The sequence below is a fragment of the Synechococcus sp. W60.1 genome, assembly GCF_047461575.1.
GTDB lineage: Bacteria > Cyanobacteriota > Cyanobacteriia > Thermostichales > Thermostichaceae > Thermostichus.
The window spans coordinates 150,675-170,279 of the sequence record NZ_JANSHL010000003.1 but is presented as its reverse complement, the minus strand read 5'-3'; the positions used below and the strand labels follow the sequence as shown (position 1 = coordinate 170,279).

General features: G+C 58.3%; 17 protein-coding genes. 8 read left to right on the top strand and 9 right to left on the bottom strand.

Features of this window, described 5'->3' with window-relative positions; genetic code table 11:
• Positions 1 to 86: 86 nt before the first annotated feature.
• The 3 genes from NW805_RS04675 (at position 87) to NW805_RS04665 (ending at position 3,723) form a co-directional block, all read left to right on the top strand.
• Positions 87 to 2,453: a DUF3488 and DUF4129 domain-containing transglutaminase family protein gene (locus tag NW805_RS04675; RefSeq protein ID WP_414421803.1), complete on the top strand. Its 2,367-nt coding sequence runs from the start codon at positions 87 to 89 to the stop codon at positions 2,451 to 2,453.
• 166 nt (positions 2,454 to 2,619) lie between these two features.
• Positions 2,620 to 2,937, top strand: coding sequence for a hypothetical protein (locus NW805_RS04670; RefSeq protein WP_414421802.1), 318 nt, complete (start codon positions 2,620 to 2,622; stop codon positions 2,935 to 2,937).
• Between the two features lie 243 nt (positions 2,938 to 3,180).
• A complete protein-coding gene (locus NW805_RS04665) occupies positions 3,181 to 3,723 on the top strand; it encodes a MarR family winged helix-turn-helix transcriptional regulator (protein WP_414421801.1) in 543 nt (180 codons plus the stop codon).
• A 13-nt stretch (positions 3,724 to 3,736) separates the two neighbouring features.
• Here NW805_RS04665 and NW805_RS04660 read toward each other — a convergent pair whose 3' ends face one another.
• Positions 3,737 to 4,711, bottom strand: coding sequence for an ABC transporter permease (locus tag NW805_RS04660; protein ID WP_414421800.1), 975 nt, complete (start codon positions 4,709 to 4,711; stop codon positions 3,737 to 3,739).
• 80 nt (positions 4,712 to 4,791) lie between these two features.
• Positions 4,792 to 5,067 carry a hypothetical protein gene (locus NW805_RS04655; protein WP_414421799.1) on the bottom strand — a complete coding sequence of 92 codons (276 nt, stop codon included), beginning with the start codon at positions 5,065 to 5,067 and terminating at the stop codon, positions 4,792 to 4,794.
• Between the two features lie 252 nt (positions 5,068 to 5,319).
• On the opposite strand from NW805_RS04655, the gene NW805_RS04650 reads away from it, so the two are divergent.
• The gene (locus NW805_RS04650) at positions 5,320 to 5,847 is read left to right on the top strand and encodes a TM2 domain-containing protein (RefSeq protein ID WP_414421798.1); all 528 of its coding nucleotides are present in this window, start codon (positions 5,320 to 5,322) and stop codon (positions 5,845 to 5,847) included.
• A gap of 18 nt (positions 5,848 to 5,865) precedes the next feature.
• Here NW805_RS04650 and NW805_RS04645 read toward each other — a convergent pair whose 3' ends face one another.
• The 3 genes from NW805_RS04645 to mfd form a co-directional block, all read right to left on the bottom strand.
• A complete protein-coding gene (locus NW805_RS04645) occupies positions 5,866 to 6,645 on the bottom strand; it encodes an ABC transporter permease (RefSeq protein WP_414421797.1) in 780 nt (259 codons plus the stop codon).
• Positions 6,636 to 7,574 (bottom strand): ABC transporter ATP-binding protein, encoded by a 939-nt coding sequence (locus tag NW805_RS04640; RefSeq protein ID WP_414421796.1) that lies wholly within the window; start codon positions 7,572 to 7,574, stop codon positions 6,636 to 6,638. The genes NW805_RS04645 and NW805_RS04640 overlap by 10 nt, the downstream gene beginning before the upstream one ends.
• Before the next feature lie 120 nt (positions 7,575 to 7,694).
• Positions 7,695 to 11,171: a transcription-repair coupling factor gene (mfd, locus tag NW805_RS04635; RefSeq protein ID WP_414421795.1), complete on the bottom strand. Its 3,477-nt coding sequence runs from the start codon at positions 11,169 to 11,171 to the stop codon at positions 7,695 to 7,697.
• Positions 11,172 to 11,661: 490 nt separating this feature from the next.
• On the opposite strand from mfd, the gene NW805_RS04630 reads away from it, so the two are divergent.
• Together NW805_RS04630 and cydB are read left to right on the top strand one after the other, a co-directional pair.
• Positions 11,662 to 13,095, top strand: a complete 1,434-nt coding sequence (locus tag NW805_RS04630) for a cytochrome ubiquinol oxidase subunit I (RefSeq protein WP_414421794.1) — start codon at positions 11,662 to 11,664, stop codon at positions 13,093 to 13,095.
• 193 nt (positions 13,096 to 13,288) lie between these two features.
• Entirely contained in the window at positions 13,289 to 14,338 is a 1,050-nt protein-coding gene (cydB, locus tag NW805_RS04625; RefSeq protein WP_414421793.1) for a cytochrome d ubiquinol oxidase subunit II, read from the top strand.
• Between the two features lie 87 nt (positions 14,339 to 14,425).
• Here the strand turns inward: cydB and NW805_RS04620 are convergent, their stop codons facing one another.
• From NW805_RS04620 to NW805_RS04605, 4 genes are all read right to left on the bottom strand, one after another.
• Positions 14,426 to 16,012, bottom strand: coding sequence for a mechanosensitive ion channel (locus tag NW805_RS04620; RefSeq protein WP_414421792.1), 1,587 nt, complete (start codon positions 16,010 to 16,012; stop codon positions 14,426 to 14,428).
• Between the two features lie 559 nt (positions 16,013 to 16,571).
• Positions 16,572 to 17,105, bottom strand: a complete 534-nt coding sequence (gene rimI, locus NW805_RS04615) for a ribosomal protein S18-alanine N-acetyltransferase (RefSeq protein WP_414421791.1) — start codon at positions 17,103 to 17,105, stop codon at positions 16,572 to 16,574.
• A gap of 6 nt (positions 17,106 to 17,111) precedes the next feature.
• Entirely contained in the window at positions 17,112 to 17,561 is a 450-nt protein-coding gene (locus NW805_RS04610; protein ID WP_414351012.1) for a hypothetical protein, read from the bottom strand.
• On the bottom strand, positions 17,558 to 18,700 hold the full coding sequence (locus NW805_RS04605; RefSeq protein ID WP_414421790.1) for a 5-(carboxyamino)imidazole ribonucleotide synthase: 1,143 nt from the start codon (positions 18,698 to 18,700) through the stop codon (positions 17,558 to 17,560). The genes NW805_RS04610 and NW805_RS04605 overlap by 4 nt, the downstream gene beginning before the upstream one ends.
• A 156-nt stretch (positions 18,701 to 18,856) precedes the next feature.
• Between NW805_RS04605 and NW805_RS04600 the strand changes: the two genes are divergently transcribed.
• Positions 18,857 to 19,051, top strand: coding sequence for a hypothetical protein (locus NW805_RS04600; RefSeq protein WP_414329471.1), 195 nt, complete (start codon positions 18,857 to 18,859; stop codon positions 19,049 to 19,051).
• Positions 19,052 to 19,202: 151 nt separating this feature from the next.
• Positions 19,203 to 19,601 (top strand): hypothetical protein, encoded by a 399-nt coding sequence (locus NW805_RS04595; RefSeq protein ID WP_414329472.1) that lies wholly within the window; start codon positions 19,203 to 19,205, stop codon positions 19,599 to 19,601.
• The last annotated feature ends 4 nt before the right edge of the window (positions 19,602 to 19,605 follow it).

The window sequence follows — 19,605 nt, the reverse complement described above, 5'->3', positions numbered from 1 at the left end:
GCTTTGTCCAAAAGGGGATCCCAGGGAGGGCAAACCGGTAGCAAAAAAGACTTGGCTATGCTGGAAAGGATTGAATCCCAAGGGCCATGACCTGGACACTGCCATCCGTTCAAAAGGTGTTTGTTTACCTGTTGGTGGGGATCGCCTTCACGGCCCTTTGTCTGGGGGATCAGGCTCTGTCGCCACCGGTCATTGCCGTTTGCTTGGCCGCAGGGGCCTGCAGTTGGTTTTGGGAGCCGCCAAGGATTGCTTTTGCCCGCTATGCCCCCCTGTGGATGCCCCTGACGGTGGCGGTGTTGCTCAGCCTGCTGGCTTTGGTCATCTCCGGGATCCTTGCCTTTTCCGATGGGGCCATTGGCTTGGTGCTTTACCTAACAGGGGCCAAGCTGTTTCAGCGGGAACGGGCAGCCGATCACATCCAGTTGGCGGTGCTGTCTCTGCTGCTGATGGCCATTGCCACTCTGTTCAACGAAGACATCAGCTTTGGGCTGCTGTTTTTGCTGTACGTGGGGGTAGGGCTAATCAACCTCACCCTTTACCACCTGCGCCTGCAAGCAGAGCAGCACCCGCAGGCAGCCAGCCAAACCCGTGGCATCAACCTCAACTTTTTGGGCTTTCTCGGATCCCTGGCTTTGCTGGCGGTGATCCTGTCCGTGGCTTTGTTTTTCTTGTTCCCGCGGGTCAGTTTAGGAATTCTGGGTCGCCAGGCCCGCTCCCCGGTGATGACCACCGGCTTTGCCGAGGAAGTCAGCCTGGGAGAATTCGGCACCCTCAAAACCGACAACACCGTTGTCATGCGGGTGGAATTTCCGGCAGGGGTGCCGCCCCGTGTGGAGTCCCTCTACTGGCGGGGGATCAGCTTTGATCGCTACGATGGACGAGCCTGGTCGCGAACGCTAGACCGCTTCATCCCCATTTTCCCCAACGCAGCAGGGGTATTTGATCTCTCTGCCTCCAGCTTGATCCCCACAGCCCCCGAACTCCAGTTCTTCCCGCTGGAGCAGCTCATCTATCTGGAGCCGCTGGCCACCAACACCGTTTTTGGGGTGGCCCCACTGGTGGAAGTTGAATGGCTGGAGCGGGGGGGAGCGGCGACGGTGCAACAAGCCTGGCAACGGCAAAATCGCCGCCTCATCTTGAGCGAGACCGGAGATATCGGCCATTCTCTGCCTCGGCAGGTGCCCCATCTCTACCGTGCCCGGAGCCGGATCTCAAGGGAGTTAAGCCCGCGCTTGCGCCGGCTAGGCCACGCGGAGCTGTTCAGTGCTCTCGACCCAGTCCAACAGGCAGCCTATCTGCAGTTGCCAGCAGACCTGGATCCGCGCATTCCCGCCTTGGCTGAAGACGTTACCGCTGGGATCCCCGATGTCTTTGGCAAGGTGACGGCTTTGCAGAACTACCTGCTGGAGAACTATGCCTACACCACCGATCTGCCGGATCCCGGCCCTGAACCGCCTTTGGAAGCCTTTCTGTTCACCCATCGGCGGGGCCACTGCGAATATTTCGCCACAGCCCTGACGGTGCTGGCCCGCAGCATTGGCATCCCGGCCCGGATGGTGAATGGCTTTTTGGGCGGGCGCTGGGTGGCGCAGGAAAATTATCTGGCAGTACGCAATGCCGACGCCCATTCCTGGACGGAGATCCCCTTTGGCTCCTACGGGTGGATCATTTTCGATGCCACACCGGCAGAGGCCAATGTCAGCCGGCGGGAAACCTGGTGGGATCCCCTTCAAGATTTCTACGACAGCTTGCGCTTCCGCTGGTTTAAGTACGTCATCCAGTACGACCTATCCACCCAGCAGCAGATCTGGCGGCAGATTCAGGAGATGGCCAGCGCTGTAGCCGCCTCTCCGGATCGAGAGGATGTCGGTGCTGGCTTCCGTCGCAGCCTGGTTGCCTTGGGGCAAACGTTGCAGCAGAATGGCCTGCCGGTGTTGGGGGTGGTTTTGATCACCGGATCCATGGCCTATTGGGGTCGCCGCCGCCGCTATCAGGCCGTGCGCTGGCAGGATGGGGGGTGGATTCTCCTAGCCACTGCCGCCAATGGGGTGGTGATGGGATCCCTGTGGCAGCCTCCGCCCCCCTGGCCCACCTGGATGGTTGGCCTCTTGCTACCGAGTCTGGCCTTTGCTGGGATGCGCTGGATCCCGGCGGCTCTACCCAAGTCGCAGCAGCGCCGCCAGCTTATCTCAAGGCTTTATCTGCAACTGCGGGATCTGGCGACGGCGGTGGGGATCCCAGCCCACCTAGGCCCTGAGGCCTGCCTGGAACACTTGCGCCACTCCGACTTACCACAAGCCCAGGTGGCCATCCAGTTCTTGGAGCGCTACCTGGAGGTGCGCTTCGGTGGGATCCCGTTGGAGGCGGGCGAATTGCAGCGCTGGCAACAGCAATTCAAACAGCTCAGACGAGCATGGCAGCCACTGGCCAAAACCCCCAGAAGAGCCGCCTGACCAGAAGGACGGCTATGCCCTGGAGCAGGTACCCCAAAAGCCCTGCGAGAAACCTTGACAGTTATGAGATAGTTAAGAGATAGTTAACAACAGTTATGGACCCCGTAAGCTGGCCTGCCAGAATAGCGGGATAAGAGGCGGCGTACTCACTAGCAACGCCGGCGGGATGCAGTTGGTGGATATCGAATCCGCCGAGGAGCCGCTGCCCCCTACTGACCCCGAAGGCAGTGGTGCCCCCATTGACGGAGTTGACGGCACGGGCACAAAGCCGTTTATTTCTGCTCCTGACAAGAATGGCAAGCGCTATCCCTTTGCCGTGGCTTGGGCTACCGGAGATGACGTCGGCAGTGGAGTCATTGCTCGCGCTGCGGGCTTGAACGCCCAAGAGTTGGTGCCGACCACCGGGATCCTGAACACGGACATTTATCGGATTCTCTACTTCGTGCTCTTCGGGGAGCGCATCCCCAGCGAGCTGAAGCCCTAGTGTCTGCTGTGGTCACCTGCCTTGGGCGGGTGTTTGCCCCACAAGCTCTGTCCGTCACGGGGGATCCATCCAGTGGATCCCCTTTTTTTATGAGAACCACATAACGGCGAAGGGGCTAGCTCAGCAAAGCAGATAGACGTAGTTCATTTTGCGTTAGAACTGTACTACAGTGGGCTATCATGGAGCCGAGACTGTCCTTTGGGTTTGAGTTTGTTCCACCAACGCGAACTGCGATCTTCAACCATGCCCACTCCCGCTGACTCCTCTCCATCCCCCCTTCTCCAAAGCGACGAGGTTCTCAAGCCTGAGGACTCTGTTCCGCTGAGGGGGACGGTATTGGCGGCCCGTGAGCCTTTTTTGGGGCTGTTGCGGGATCTGGCGCGGGCCTACCAAGCTTTTGAAAATTACGCCGGGGTTCACATTCGGCAAATGGGGCTGACGGCCCCCCAATTCGATGTGTTGGTTACCCTTGGCAATACCCCTGGGATGACCATGAATGTCTTGGCCCAAAAAACGCTGGTGACCAAAGGGACACTGACCGGCATTGTGGATCGCCTGGAACAAAAAGGGCTGGTGCGCCGGGAAGTGCCCCCGGAAAACCGACGCTGCTTTAAGGTCGTGCTGACAGAAGCGGGGGAAAAACTGTTTGAGGAAATTTTCCCGGCCCACGTCGCCTACTTGAAAGAGCGCTTCCAAAAGCTGGATCCCTCGGAGATGGCGCAGATCCAGGCTTGCCTCAAAAAGCTGCACGCTATTTTCCAGCCCTTTCAGATCCCCCCTTGCTGAGGAGGGATCCCCTCTAGCCCGGTTCAAACGGCTGCCCTAGAGCTGCCGGCGGCGTGGCCTTCACCGCCTGCTGAATCCAGCGCCGCAGCCGAGGTGGGATCCCGCGCAAGCCGTACTCCCACCATTCCCCAGAAGTGAGCACCAGCGCCAAAATCATCAACACGAAGGGGGCCACCGTGAAAACTTGGGTGGGCACGGCGCGGATGGTGGTCTGGGCAACCCCAGCGAAGGACTGCAAAATGCCGAACAGGTAGGCCCCCAGAGCTACCCGCAAGGGGTTCCAGCCACCGAAGATGACGATGGCCAAGGCAATCCAGCCATACCCTGCTGTATGTCGGTGGCTCCAGCCGGCCTTGAAATCCAGAGAAAAGGCAGCCCCCGCCAAGCCCAATAGGGATCCCCCCACAAGGGTGTAAACATAGCGCCAGAAAATGACATTGGTGCCGCGGGCAAAAGCCGCCGCCGGCTGTTCTCCCATAGCCCGCAACATCAGGCCAGGCTGAGTGCGATACAAAAAGAACCAAGTTCCCCCGATGAGCGCGTAGCTGGCGTACAGCAACAGATCCCCTTGGAACAGGAGTGGCCCCAGCAGCGGCACCTCTCTCAGGAAGGGGATGGGCAGGCTGGGCACCGTTGGCCCTGGGATCCGCACGAACGGATTGCCCAAAAAGGAAGACAAATCCGCCCCCAATAGGGTCAAGACGAAACCAATGGCAATTTGGGATCCCTTCAGGGTCAGCGAGCCAAAGGCCACGATCCCAGCAAACAGCGCTCCCACAGCGGCGGCAGCCAAAAAGCCCAACGCCAGACTTCCCGTCAGCTTGGCCACGGCGAACCCAACCATGGCCGCCAGCATGATCGTCCCCTCTGCGGAGAGGTTGATCACCCCCGCCCGCTCGGTGATGGTTTCCCCTATGCAGGCAAAGACCAACGGTGTGGCGGTGGCAATGGCAGTGGAGAGAATAGCAACCAGTTGGGCAGCGGTCATTATGAGCCTGTCGAGAACTCGGGTTGGGTTAACGCATTTGCAGTTGCTGCGCGAATGCGCCTGTCGATCTGGTCATCGCCTCACCCCAACACCCAGAGCATGAAAGCCACCCCCAAGGTGACGGCGCCGAACAGAGCATAGCTGATCTGGCGCAGCGGCCTCAGTTGCATAGCATGGAGAGCTTTGAGCCAGTCTAACCCCAAGGATTCCACGAAGCGATCCAACACCGCTTGCATCGGATAGGCATAAACCGATCCCTGCTCTTTAAAGTTCACCAGCACGACCAGCAGCGTGGCGTAGCCCCAGAGGAGGCCCCAGAGCACAGCGCTCAACCCGATTAAAATTGGCTCAAACATCGACTTTCCCTTGCCTTCTATAGGCATGTCCACTGCTTGCGTGAGCGGGAGACGGAGTTCTTTGAGCCTGGGGGACTTGGATCTCATTATTCCGGTTGTTTTCCCGTTGAGGCTGCCCTCCCTCAGACAAGAGCGTAGAAGGGATCCCAGCTTGCTTGCAGAGATCACGCCGGTTCTCTTCTGCCCGTCCAGGCCAGGAGATGACAGACTTAGACTTGGAGTACCCGCTCAAAGTTATCTCGTCAAATCCCCATGAGTTCTCGCTACCTGCTGCCCCCCGCCGAACCCAAATCCGTCGGTACCGCCTACATCCTCTGGGCGTTGGGCATATTCGGGATCTGTGGCGTCCATCGCCTCTACCTGGGCAAGACTGGAACAGGCATCCTCTGGCTGTTCACCTTTGGCCTGCTGGGCTTTGGCCAGTTAATTGACCTGTTTTTGATCCCAGGCATGGTGGAAAATCACAACTTCAAACTGGCAGTTCTACAGGGATCCCAGCCTTCCCCAACGCCTGCAAAGGCCGTTTCAGCGCCTTCTCAGCCCTTGAAAGGTCAAGCTCTGATGCGGGAGATCCTGCGGCTAGCCCAACAGCGGCAAGGGATCCTCACCCTTGCGGAGATAGCTATCGACTTACCTGCCGACTTTGACGAAATTGAAAAGGCGCTGCAAGAGCTGAGCCGGCGGAGCATGGCTTTCCCCGAAAACAACCCGGTCACTGGAGCGGTAGAATACCACTTCCCTCACCTGCTGCACCGCTCCCCCGACCAACGTTCGCTCTAGATGCCCTCCTGCAGACCTCTACTGGGATCCCAGGATCCCTTGACGTTTGGCTAGCCGCATTGCCCAGCGAAAGGCCAGCAGACCCAGGCCGAAGTAGAAAATGCCGCTGGCTAGAGCCATGGCCAAGCGCAGGGGATCCAGCCCTACCTCGCGCACCATTACGTCGCGTAACAGCCCCGCCCCCGCTGTCATGGGTAGCATCTGCCCCAGCCCCTTCAGGGATCCCGGCCATTCTTCCGTGGGAGCAGCCAACAGGAAAAGCAGGCCGAATTGGCTGATGATCAAAAGCTGCTGAATTCGCTTCCAAATTAGAGCAGCGGATCCCAGCAAAAACGAAAAACCGTAGGCCCCCAGCACCACGCTCACCAAAGGCAACACCAGAGCAGGGGGAAACCGCAACCGGCTGCCCGTGAGCAGCAAAATGGCACCCAAAATGACGACAACAACAGAAAAGCGCAACACCAAGCTGGCACAAGCCCGCGCCAGAAACAGGGTGGCCGCGGAAAAGGGCGAAAGCAGCACCTGCTCTAGCGTCCCCGTCTGGGCTTCCACCTGCAGGTTAAGGGCAATATCGTTGACCACAAAAATGACCAGCGTCCAGAGCACATAGCCAATCACCACCGCGTCCAGCCGTTTGCCAAACTGGGAAGCCGGCCCTGCCACGTACTGAGCGCCGGCAAAGAGGGCATAGAAGAAAAAGGCGGTGATTAGGATGCCGCCCAGGGCCTCTGCCGGATAGCGGATGTACTGGATCCAGGCCCGCTTTAGTTCGGCCCAAAACAGGTGGATCACTGGCATTGTCTATCCCCTCTTTTCAACAACTTGAGGAAGATGTGGGTGAGATCGGCTTCCTCTCGTTTGAGGCCCAGCAAGGGCAAAGGCCTCAAGATCTCTAGCACCTGATAAAGCCTCTCTGGCGGGCCGCTGAAGCGCATCTGATGGGATCCGAGAATCTCCACCCCTTGGCGGGCCAGTTGTTCAACCCTCCAGGGATCCAGCCCCTGTTCCAGCTCGATCCGGTAAGTACCGACGGCGCCGGCAAAGTTCCGGATGAACTCGCGCGTGGGGGCTTGGGCAACGATCACCCCTTGTCGAATAACGGCTACCTGATCCGAGAGCGCTTCCGCAATATCCAGTTGATGGGTGGTGAGCAAGATGGCTCGACCCGAAGCGGCAATTTGGCGGATGAGGGATTTCACCGCTTGGGCGGCTTCCACGTCCAGCCCTAGGGTGGGCTCATCCAGCAACAACAGGGCCGGCTGGTGCAGGAGGGCAACGGCAATGGCCACCTTCTGCTGCATACCCCGCGAAAGGGTTTGCACGGCAACATCCCGCTTTTCCCACAGGCCAAAGGTCTCCAGGAGCTCTAGCCCCCGTTGCCGGGCGGTTCTGGGGGGTAGCCCCCGCAGCACGCCAAAGTACTCCAAGTTCTGGAGGGGGGTCAGCCGCCAGTAGAGGTTGCGGTTGCCTTCCAGCACCGCCCCTACTTGGGCCAATGTGCCAGGATCCCTGTGGGGATCCCGTCCGAGAACGCACACTGTGCCCGCGTCGGGTTGGATCAGGCCGGCAATCATCTTAATGGTGGTGGTCTTGCCGGCCCCGTTGGGCCCCAAAAAAGCCAGGATCTCCCCTGCTGTCAGCGTCAGGGAGACATCCACCACCGCCCGCACCTCCCTGCCTCCTTGCCGGTAGGTTTTTTGGAGGTGGTGAGCTTCTAGAACTTTCATGACGCGAACCCGATGCAAACGCGAAGCCGATGCAAAAAGGAGCGCTGAAGAGAGGAGGGCCGGCCATTCCACTCTCTCACACCAGAGCATGGGCCCGCCTCGAGAGGGATCCGGCAAGATCTAGGGGGTCATTGGGATCCCAGCCTCCATCCGGCTCAGGGCCAGGCTCATCTTGTCCAGCCACTGCAAAAGGTTCTCCAGTTGCTGCGCCGCCGGCACCATCCCCAGACCCCGCACCGTCACCTTGCCCGGTTGGTAAACAAAGCGAGGCTGCAGGTGAGTGGGCAGAGCCTCTTTCAGGCGATTCCAAGCCGGCTCCTCCATGGGGGTTTCCAAAAGGACATGCTCCTTGGCTGGCCTAATGCGGGAAAAGCCCAGCGTGCGGGCCAGGATCTTCAGCTCCATCACCCGCAGCAGCTCCTGGGTAGGCTTGGGCAGGGGGCCAAAGCGGTCTTGCCATTCCTGGGCAATTTGCAACAGCTCGACCCGAGAGCCGGCAGCAGCCAGGTGTCGATAAGCCTGCATCTTTTGATCTTCGTCGGGGATATAGCTTTGCGGGATCATGGCGGTTACATTGAGGTCAATTTGTGTGTCCTCCACCTGTGGGATCTCCTGGCCGCGAATTTCTCGAATGGCTTCTTGCAGCATTTCCAGGTAAAGATCGAAGCCCACCGCATTGACTTGCCCGGATTGTTCCGTTCCCAGCAGGTTGCCAATGCCACGAATTTCCATATCCCGCATTGCCAACTGATAGCCGGATCCCAGTTGGGTAAATTCCTGAATGGCCTGTAGGCGTTTGCGGGCCTCCTCGGTGAGGATCCCGTCTTCTCGGTAAAACAGCCAAGCATGGGCTTGGATCCCAGCCCGGCCCACCCGCCCCCGCAGCTGGTATAGCTGAGCCAATCCAAACTCCTGAGCATTTTCAATCAAAATGGTGTTGACGCGGGGAATATCCAAACCGGATTCGATAATCGTCGTGCAGACCAGGATATCGATTTCCCCATTGTTAAAAGCCAGCATCGTTGCCTCTAGCTCCCCTTCCGGCATCTGCCCGTGGGCAATGGCAATGCGAGCACCGGGCACCCACTCCCGCAATTTGGCACTGGTTTCTTCGATGCCTTCAATGCGGTTGACGACATAGAAGACTTGACCGCCGCGATCCAACTCTTGGCGGATAGCCGTGCGGATGACTTCGGGGTTGTAGGGAGAAAGGTGAGTTTTGATAGGCCGGCGGGAAGGAGGCGGAGTTTGGATCAAGCTCATTTCCCGCAAACCCGACAAGGCCATATACAGAGTGCGGGGAATAGGGGTGGCGGTGAGGGTGAGTACATCCACCTGGGTTTTGAGAAGTTTGATTTTCTCTTTTTGGTTGACGCCAAAGCGCTGCTCTTCGTCAATAACCAAAAGGCCTAAATCCCGAAATTGCACATCCTTGCCCAAAAGCTGGTGGGTGCCCACCACAACATCCAGTTCGCCACTCTTGAGACGGGATAGGATTTCTTTTTTCTCCTCCGAGGTGCGGAAGCGGTTGAGCAGCCCCACTTGAATAGGATAGGGAGCGAAGCGCTCTTTTAAGGTGTGATAATGCTGCTGGGTGAGAATGGTGGTCGGCGCCAAAAGAGCCACTTGCTTGCCGGCGGTTACGGCTTTGAAAATGGCACGGATTGCCACCTCTGTTTTGCCAAAGCCCACGTCCCCACACAGCAGCCGATCCATAGGGCGTGGAGATTCCATATCCCGCTTGATCTCCTGGACAGCTCGGAGTTGATCCGGCGTCAGGGGATAGGGGAAAGAATCTTCCAGCTCCTGTTGCCAAGGAGAATCGGGCGGGAAGGCATAGCCCTCCTGTTCGGCGCGTTTGGCATAGAGCTGCAGCAGGTCAAAGGCCACTTTTCGCAGGCTCTTTTTCACCTTCTGTTTGGTCTTTTCCCAGGTGCTGCCGGACATCTTGTGCAGGGCAGGTGGTCCATCCCCGCTGGCGCGGTAGCGGGAAAGGGAGTTGACCTGGTCGGCAGCCACCCGCAACAGGCCATCGCTGTATTGAATAACCAGGTACTCGCGGGTTTCGCCCCCAATGGTGAGGCTTTCTAAGCGCAGAAACTGGCCAATGCCATGGGCCTTGTGAACGACAAAATCCCCTGGCTTGAGCAGGTTGGGATCCACCTGGCGAGAGCTGGCCTGGCGGCGCTTGCGCACATAAGTAGGGGTGGCCAGGCTGTGCTGGCCGAAAAACTCCCGGTCGGTGAGCACTACCCACCCCAGCGTGGGCAGCAGGAACCCCTCCAGCTCAGCCAAGCCGGAGTACTTCAGGGCCACCGGCGTGTAGGACTGGAGCTGGCGTTCAATGGCTGGAAAATCTTTGGGGTTGGGCACGTACTGGGCCGGGCAGTCGTGTTCTTGCAGCAAGGCCACCGTGCGGGAGGGCTGGGCGGAGAGGATCCACACCCGCAACTGCTGCTTGCGGTACTCGCGCAGGGTTTTGGCCAGGGATCCAAACTGGTGGGGAGCAGTAGGCACAGGCCGGCTTTTTAGGTCAAGGGCAGCTTCGGCTTCGCCAGCAGGGGCAAAGGTGCGGGCCAACAGGCAGGGGAAGGGATCCCAGTCGGGAGCCTTGAGATCAAAGGGGCGGTGGAAAGGCACCAGAGCTGGCTCGCTGGCCCGGGCCAGCTGCCACTGCTCCTGGGCGTGGCTTAGCCACTGCCGGCTGTGGGCTTGGCACTGCTCCGGCTCCGCGATCAGGATCAAAGCCTCGGGATCCAGATAGCTCAGCAGGTTGGCTGGCGGATCGTAGAGCAGGCCGAGAAAACGGCGCAAGCCCTCCGGAGGAGACGGCGACTGCTCCAACTGCTGCCGTAGGCCCTGGGAGAGCTGATCGGCTTTTTCCTGCAAAGCTGGCCAGAGGATGGGTCCGTAGCCAGTGGGGGTCAGCCAGACGTAGGGGATCCCATCTTGGGAGCGCTGGCTGACTGGGTCAAACTCCCGCAGTCGCTCCAGCTCGTTGCCAAACCACTCTAGGCGCACCGGCCATTCGCAGGCCACCGGGAAAACGTCGAGAATATCGCCTCTCTGGCTCCACTCCCCTTCGCTTTCCACCAGGCTTACCCGCCGATAGCCCAGACGAGCCAACTGCTGCCCCAACTGCTGCGGCGACATCTCCAGGCCGGGTTCCAGCTTGAGGCAAAAGGCCCGAAACACCTCTGGAGGGGGAAGGTGGGGTTGGAGGGCCCGCTCCGTGGCTACAATGGCCATGTCCTTCCTGCCCTGGAGACCATCGGCCAGCACCTGAAACTGACCCCACACCAGCTCCGGTTCCAGGTCAAAAGGTTCGTAAGGGGAAGCCTCGGAGGTGGGGTAGAGCTGCACCGTCTCCCAGCCCATGCCCTCCAATTGCGCTGTCCAGCGGCCTGCCTCCTCCAAGGTGGCGGTGACCACCAGCAGGGATCTTCCCTCCTGCTGGGCCAAAGCCGAGGCGATCAACCCCTTCGGGATCCGCCCTGCCCCCTGCAGATCTGCCTGTCGCCGTGATCTCAACCGGGCGGCCAACTCTTGCATCAAGCCAGATTGGGCCAGAAAGCGCACCAGCGGGATAAACGACATCTTCCACCCCACACTGCAAACTGCGATCCCAACAAGCAGGGATCCCAATTCTGGCAGGCTCCGGGGACAATCAGCAGCCGTCTGCTGGCGCTGTAGACGGGAAGTCGCCCCTTGCTGGGAATTGCTCCTCGATCTATTGGGACAACAGTTTTGTTGTTTAAAGACGAAGAAAACCAGAACCCTATGTCAATGGCCTGCCAGTTTTTGGCCGCTAGGTTCACAGAGGGCTTTTTGCTTTGTAGTCCAAATTACAAAAAAAGGTCTATATCTCACAGAATCCTAAAATTAACCTTTAGAGTCGGACGGCTTGTCGATTGTCTTAGCCAAGATTCGATGTTAGAAGGAACCACAAAGCGCGGCTTTCCCGGCCTCATCTGATGTCTGCTAGGGAGCAAGATGTTTTTCATGCAAGAGGTGTGGCTGCATCAACTGCAGAGGATGTTGTCGGAAAAAGCTGTATTGGCCAATTCATCTAAGCTTGGTACAAATCATGTTTCTAGATACCGTTGCCCTTTCTCGTCTACAGTTTGCCCTCACGGCCATTTTTCACATGTTGTGGCCGGTTTTAACAACAGGGATGGCCATTTATCTCGTTGTTGTTGAGGGACTTTGGCTGAAAACCCGCAACTTAGATTACTACCGCCACGCCCGTTTCTGGTCAAAACTCTATGTGTTGAACTTCGGTATTGGCGTGGCCTCAGGCTTGCCAATGGCCTTTCAATTTGGCATGAACTGGGCACCCTTTTCCGAAGCAGTGGGAGATTTTTTTGGAACCATCCTGGGCTTTGAGGGCACGATGGCCTTTATGCTGGAGGCCAGCTTTCTGGGGATCATGCTGTTCGGCTGGGATCGGGTGCCGCCAGTGATTCACTGGATCTCGACGATCCTGGTGGCTTTTGGCGCCAACCTCTCCACCTTTTGGATCCTGACGGCCAACTCTTGGCTGCAGACACCGGCAGGTGGTGTATTTGTGGATGGGAAGTTTGTGGTGCGGGACTACCTGCAGGCCATTGTCAATCCCTTCATGGTCAACAGCTTTCTGCACATGTTTTTTGCCACCTTGGAAACCTCTTTGTTTGTTATCGGTGGCATCAGTGCCTGGTACATTCTCAAGCGGCGGCACAGCGAGTTCTTCTCCCGCTCCCTCAAAGTGGTCTTGGCAATGACCCTGGTGGTCGCCCCTTTGCAGGTGTTCGTCGGCCATCTGAGCGCGGAGCAAGTCTATCGCTATCAGCCGGCCAAGCTGGCGGCCATGGAGGCCCAGTGGGAGACGATCCCTGCCGGCGAGCGGGCAGACTGGAGCCTGTTGGCTGTGCCCAATGACCGCGAAGAGCGCAACGAGTGGGAGGTGAAGATCCCTGGCGCGCTGGGCTATCTGCTGGAGTTCAAACCCAGGCTGGATCGACCCATTCAAGGGCTCAAAAGCTGGGATCCCCAAAATCGTCCCCACATGGTTGGCCTCATCTACTACTCCTTTAGGACAATGGTGGCCATTGGCCTCCTCCTAGCCGGGCTTGTCGGAGTTACCCTTGTGCAATGGCTGAGGGGCAAGCTCTCAGTGGAGGCCCTTTCTCAGCAAAAGTGGCTGATGAGAGCTTGGATCTTCGCAGCACCCCTGGGATACATCGCCGTTGAAACCGGTTGGATCGTCCGCTGTGTGGGTCGGCAGCCCTGGATTGTGTATGGACAACTGCGCACGGTGGAATCGGTTTCGCCCCTGCCGGCAGGAGAAGTGCTGTTTTCTCTGGTTGGCCTGACCGCGTTGTACACTGTGTTCTTCGTTGCCGCTCTCTACTTTGGCAGCCGCATCATCCGCGAAGGGCCAAACCTGGAGTTGCCCGCCCCTGTCCCGGCAACGCAGCCGGTGATCGTGGTCGAGCCTGCCCGCCACGAGCCAGATCGCCGTCCTGCAGAAGCTCGGTAGCAGCAGTTTGGTAGCCATCTAACTGGTGACTCCAAGTAGCAACAGGGCAACGTAGCAGGCCCATTCCCCACAGCAGTGAAACCCTTCGCTACGTCAACTCCCAACTTCCCTTCCCTAGAGGGAGAGGGACTGGGGATCGCCATCGGGAACTGTCTCGCACTGGTCAGAAATACTCAAAGCAGAGGGAACAGCGATGGAATCTTTTGAGCCTTTACAGCGGTTTCTGCCCCAGGTTTGGTTTTTTATCCTGGGCCTATTCCTATTTCTCTACGTTCTGCTGGACGGGTTTGATCTGGGAGTTGGTATCCTCTCCCTGACGGCCTCCAGCGAGACGCGGCGCAGCATTCTCATGACCAGCTTGGGCAATGTTTGGGATGCCAACGAGACGTGGCTGGTGTTGATGGGGGGATCCCTATTTGGATCTTTTCCTCTCGCCTACGCCACCATTCTCAATGCCCTCTACATACCCTTGGTGATCATGGTGGTGGGCCTGATCTTGCGGGCCGTTTCCTTCGAGTTTCGGGAAAACGCCGACAACAAGTTGGTGTGGAACCTGGCCTTTGGAGTGGGCAGCTTTTTGGCAGCCTTGGGCCAGGGATTTGCCTTGGGCAGCGTCTTCGAAGGGATCCGCGTGGACGAAGCCGGCCACTTTGCCGGCAGCCCCTGGGATTGGCTGACCTGGCGCACGCTGTTGGTAGCTCTTACCCTCATCCAGGGGTATGTCTTGATCGGCTCGGCCTACTTGATTGTGAAAACCACCGGGGAACTCCAAAAAACCTACTACAGGACGGCAACCATCGCCACCTGGACCACCCTGCTTGGGGCGCTGTTTATCACTGTCAGCACGCCCATCATGTCCGAGCAGGCGCGATCCCAGCTCTTCTCGCCTCCCCTTTTCTACATCTTTGCCGCCATTCCGGCGCTGGGGCTTTTGTTTGTGGCGTTGTTGCTGCGCAGCCTGCGCCGGCGGGAAGAAAATAGCGTTTTGGTTTACACCTTTTTGATTTTTGCACTTTCTTTTGTCGGCTTGGGGTTCATGGTTTTCCCCAACATTATTCCCCCCAGCGTCACCATCTACGAAGCGGCGGCCTCCCCCAGCTCCCTGGTGTTTATGCTCACCTTTATCGGCTTTCTGATCCCGGTTATCTTGTCCTACAACATCTACAACTACGTGGTGTTCCGGGGCAAGATCGTGGTGCAGGAAGTGGCGGCGGAAGAGGCCAAAGTTCCAGAGGCAGTTTAAGCTGGCCTGAGGATGCAGCAATAACCCCGCCCGATGATGGGCGGGGCAATTTTTTAGGTGCAATCGAACGTCTACAGAGATCGGCTCTCACTCTCTCTTGAGCCATTGCCGGATTTGCTCGGCAGCTACATCGCGACCTCCCAACCCAAAAGCCAACGCCACCGCCACGGCAATCGCCCCCAGAACCAGACCAAAAGCCAACACCACAATGTCGGTGGCCACGCCCATCTGCTGCAGGGCCATGGCGCCAACAAAAACCAAGATAGCCACCCGCGCCGCCTGGGCCAGTACCCCTGAGGAAGGGCTACCCAAGCTCTTGATCATAGAGTGGGCCAAATTGGCCAAATAAAGACCGATCCCAAACACCAAAGCGCCGATGAGCACCCGCCCGGAAATGACCAACAGCCCCTCCACGATGTCGGTCAAAGCAGCAAACTGCAGCAGCTCCACTGCCGGCACCGCCCCAAACAAGACCACGCCTACCCAGACCACCAAGCCGGCAATCTCGGAGGGAGTGCGACGTTTGGCAGCGGGATCCCCTTCAGGCTCAGGAGCAGCGGCCAGGGGCAAGCCCAGCCCCGCGACCAGACGGTCAAAACCCACCGCCTGCAGCAACTGGGTCACCAAGCCAGCCAAAAACTGCCCCAGCCAGTAGAACACGGCCAGGATGAGAGCAGATCCTGCAATTCGGGGAATGGCCCGCAACACCTGCTCCAGCATCGCCACCGCTGGATCGGAGATGGCCCGGATTTCCAGGGCCTTGAGGGCGGCAATCACTGCCGGGATCAACACCAAGACGTAGGCCACTGTGCCCACCGTTTGGGCCAGCTGGGGAATGCCAAAGCGTGCCCCCAAGCGGTTAGCTCCCGCTGCCACCAACAAATTGGAAACGATCCCACGCACGATGCGGGCCAAAAACCAGCCCATTGCACCGATGATCAGCGCTCCCAAAATCCGCGGCACCATCGACAGCAACTGATCCAGCAGGTTTTGCACCGGCTGCAGCGGCCCCTGCAGGTTCAGGGTATCCAGGATGATCGGCAAAAAGAACAGCAGAATCAGCCAGTAAAGGGCATTGCCCAAAGTTTCATTCAGCAGGAAAGGGGTGACCTCTGTACCTCCCTCTTGGCCGGTTGGGGTTCCTTCTGCACCTGCCTCACCGCCAGTGCTTTCCTGTTGCAGAGGCCGGGCCAACTGCTCATCGAGGTTGAAACGCCGCAGCCCCTGGATGACCGCCAGCCGAGCAACAGTGGCCACCACCCAGCCCACAGCCAGCAGCACCAGCGCCCCACCCACCCGTGGCAGATAAACGAAGATTTCCCCCAAAAACCTGTTGAGCGGATCGGAGACAGCTTGAAGCTGCAGGGCATTCAGTACCGCCACCAACACAAAAGCAAGAATCACCCAGTAGACGGCAGCGGCCACCCAGCGCTCCGTTTGGGGCAGCTTCTCGCCGGGCTTTTGGCCCAAAACCCAAGCAGCCAAGCGATTGTCCAGTTGCGTCCTTTTGAGCAGTCCTCTAACGCCGAAGGCTACTGCCATGGCCACTATCCAACCCAGAATTAAGATGACAATCGCCGCAAGGAGATTGGGCATAAAATCGATAAGCCTAGACCAAAGACTGACGACAAAAGAGATGGCCTCATCTCCAATGGTGTTTCCAGAGGTGTCCATAATGATCCTCACAGCTTGAAAATGCTCAGGATGGACAGATAACAAGTGTAGGTTAACCTGAAGTGTTTTTTCAGGCAAGCTGGCCAGAGGGGGGATACGATATGAAAAATATATATTGAAGCAGAAATGTTGGATCTCGAAATAAAACTTTACATCTTATTAGCCCAAGGACTCCAGCCGTAAGTTGAAGCTCTGATCGGCCACCAAACGGCAAGGATCGAATTCAAGGTGTTGATATCGCAGGCTATAGCTTTTCCCCACCGAGCAGGAGCTCCGTGATCAAGTCAGCGTCTCCGTTGCACGGTAGATGCGCCTGCATTGGCTAGAGCCAATGTTGCCGGAAGGAGCTGTGTCGAGCAGTTTGCATCCACAAAACGAGAGCACTTTGATGATCTATAAAAGAATCAAATACGCAATCGGCGCCCGGTCAATGTGTTGTATTGCATTGTATCGCCCGCAGCCTTGATATTCTTAGCCCATTGGCTTGCTTGTTGTCTGGCTTGAGGTGTATCCCGAAAAACGTTCACAGCCCTTCAATTTATATACAATTGACGCTTTTCTAAATCGGTTTCTTCCAATACACCAGCGCATCTTCTCCGTTGTAATACCCCTTGCGACGTCCCAGCCGTTGAAACCCTGCCGATTCGTACAGGCGGATTGCCGCTTGATTGGAAGCCTTTACCTCCAGAGTGGCCCAGCGGCAGCCTGCTGCTCTCGCTTGGTTCAGCAGTTCTTCCAGAATCCGCCGGCCCAAGCCCTGTTGCCGGTGCTCGGGATCCACCGCCAGAGAGATGATATGTGCTTCTTCTTCAATACGCCAGAGAATGCCGAAGCCCACCAGCTCTTTTGTCACCTGCGTCGGCGAAGTGGGGTTTGGAGAGGGAAGGGGGAACTCCGTTTGGCCCAAGCCACACGGGGCGCCAACGGCAACGGGTTCCGCCACTACACCAATCACCGTGCTTGTGGGTCGTTCCAGCTCCGCTCGATACCCCTGTTCTCCCCAGTATCCTCCGTAACACCGTCGATCCAGCTCCAGCAGTTGGGGCAGGGCAGTGATGTCCAGCACCTGCAGCCGATAACTCGTACTGCTCATAGTGGCCTAGTCCCGCAATTCGCAGAATTCCGCCAACAACAACTGCCCCAAGGGATCGTCATCGGGAGCCGCGTAGGGCAAGGCTCTGCGGCTAATGCTCAAGATGTTGCCCCCTGATTGGGGATGGTGCTCCGCACCGCTTTCGCGAACAGGCTTGAGTTCGTAGTCGATCCCTTCGGTGAAGCCGGCTTCCTGTAGGTAGTCTTGGGCGGCTTTGAGGATCCCTTCTCGCAGTTGCGCTTTGACCGCAGGGGCCATGAGGTGGCGAACAAACCACTGGGCACTGGCGGGATCCACCTCGGCCAGGTATTGGAGGGCAGGGGTCAACACAGCAGGGCGCTCTTGAGGGGACAAGCCGTTCACCTGCTGAGCTACCGCGGGCACATCCCGCCGTTGCATCGCCTGGATCAGGGCTTGTGTGGCTGGAGAAAATGAGGGATCCGACACTTGGCTCATGGCTGGGGGTACCAGAGGGATTCGAGGGTGCGAACAATGGTCTCTGCTTGCTGTAGGGAAGAAGCGGTCGGCAGACAGACGGTTACATGGCCCAGTTTCCGCCCTGGGCGGGCAGGGGTTTTGTGGTACCAATGCACCGTGGCATTGGGGAGCTGGGCCAGGCGCTGCCGCTTTTCTGGGTAATCGCCGGTGGCATGCTCATAGCCCAAGAGATTGACCATCACTGCCCCCCCACACTTGAGGGAGGGATCCCCCAAAGGCAGGCCGAGGATGGCCCGCAGGTGTTGCTCGAATTGTGAGGTGTGGCAGGCTTCCAGGGTGTAGTGGCCGGAATTGTGGACCCGCGGCGAGATTTCGTTGATCCAGATCCCGGCCTTGGGGTGGGGCGGCGGCACCCAGAACAGCTCGATGCCAAACACGCCAACTGCACCCAATTTTTCCATCAGATCGGCTGCCAAGCGCCGGATCTCGGCCTCGGTGGTTGGGGGGATGCGGGCAGGCACCAGGACATGGCGGCAGATTTGCTCAATCTGCACAGTTTCCACCACCGGATAAACCCGGATCTCTCCCTTCAGCCCCCGCGCTACCATCACCGCCAGCTCCCGCTCGAACGGGATCCATTCCTCCAGCAATAGCGGGATCCCCTCAGATTGGCTAAGGGCCTGCTGCAAAGCCGCTCGCTCGTGCAAGATGCGGGTGCCCTGCCCATCGTAGCCCTGTCGCCGTCGCTTGAGCACCACCGGAAAGCCCAACCCGGCCAGGTCTGCCGAATCCAACACCGCCTCCAGCGGAAAAAAAGTCGGCACCGGCAACCCCAACCGCGCCAGAAACTGCCGTTGGTGCAACTTGTCCAGCAGCGGCTCTAGCGTGCTGAGGCTGGGACGAAAGCGGGATCCCTCCGGATCCAGTTTTTTCAGCTCCGGCAGAGGGATAAACTCGTTTTCAAAAGTAACCACCGGGCAGCGCTCCAACAACTGGGCCGTGGCCTGGCTGTCGGCTGTGGATCCCCAAACCACCCCATCGGCCACTGCCACCGCCGGATCGGTGGGAGCAGCAGCCTGCACCACCAGCGGGATCCCCATCTGGCGAGCTGCCAAGGCCAACATCTGCGCCAACTGCCCGCCGCCAATCACCCCCACAGGTTGGGATCTCTGGCTCTGGTCTTTTGAGGATACCTGGGTTTCCACAGCCGTACCGTTATACTGGTATACTGGGTAGTGGGCCGCTGTCCATTGCTTCTTGGATCCAGAACCCCATTATGGGACCCCTTGCCCTCCAGCGCTAGGAGAAAAACGGTGGAACCCTCTCAACCCTCTGAGCTGAGAGCTCTAATCAACCGGGCTTTGGCGGACAAAGTCTTGACTCGCGCCGAGCAACAGCAGATTCTCAGTGCCGTCATGGCCGATCAAGAAATTTCCCCAGAAGAGCACGAACTGCTGGAATCGATTGTGGAGCGCCTAAACAGTGGCGAGATCCGCGCTGTCGATTGAGCCCTGCCTTAAGACTGAGAGTGTCCCTAGGATTTTGGAGAATTGGATCCCAGTCTGTCCTTCGGCGCTGGGTATTCAGTCTGCAATGCTTGGGTCAATCCCGGTGGGTGGATCGCCTAGAATAATCCACAACCCACCTCTTTCTGCTGCCATGAGTTCTCACTCTTCAGATTGGTTCACGCGGGCTCGCCACATTTTTTACGGCACGGCCACCGCTCTGGTGGAGATCCTGCAAGACCCGGAAAAGCGCACCGAAAACCTCAACCGCCTTTCGATGGACTTGGGACAACTGGCGGCGGAGCTGGAGCAAAAGGGAGAGTTGATCGAGCAGGAGGCAGTTCGTTACGTTGAGAGTCTCAGGGATCCAGCCGCCAACGCCCCCTCGGCAAGTCCTGACTCTGAAGCGCCTGTCGAGAATGCTCCCCCGACACCAGCCTCCTCCCCCAACAAGCCGGCTATCTCCAGAGAAGAGATGGCTGAGTTGATGGAGCTGATCCATCAGATTGAGTCCTTGCGCCTGGATTTGGAGCGGTTGCGCACCTCGTCCTGAGTCC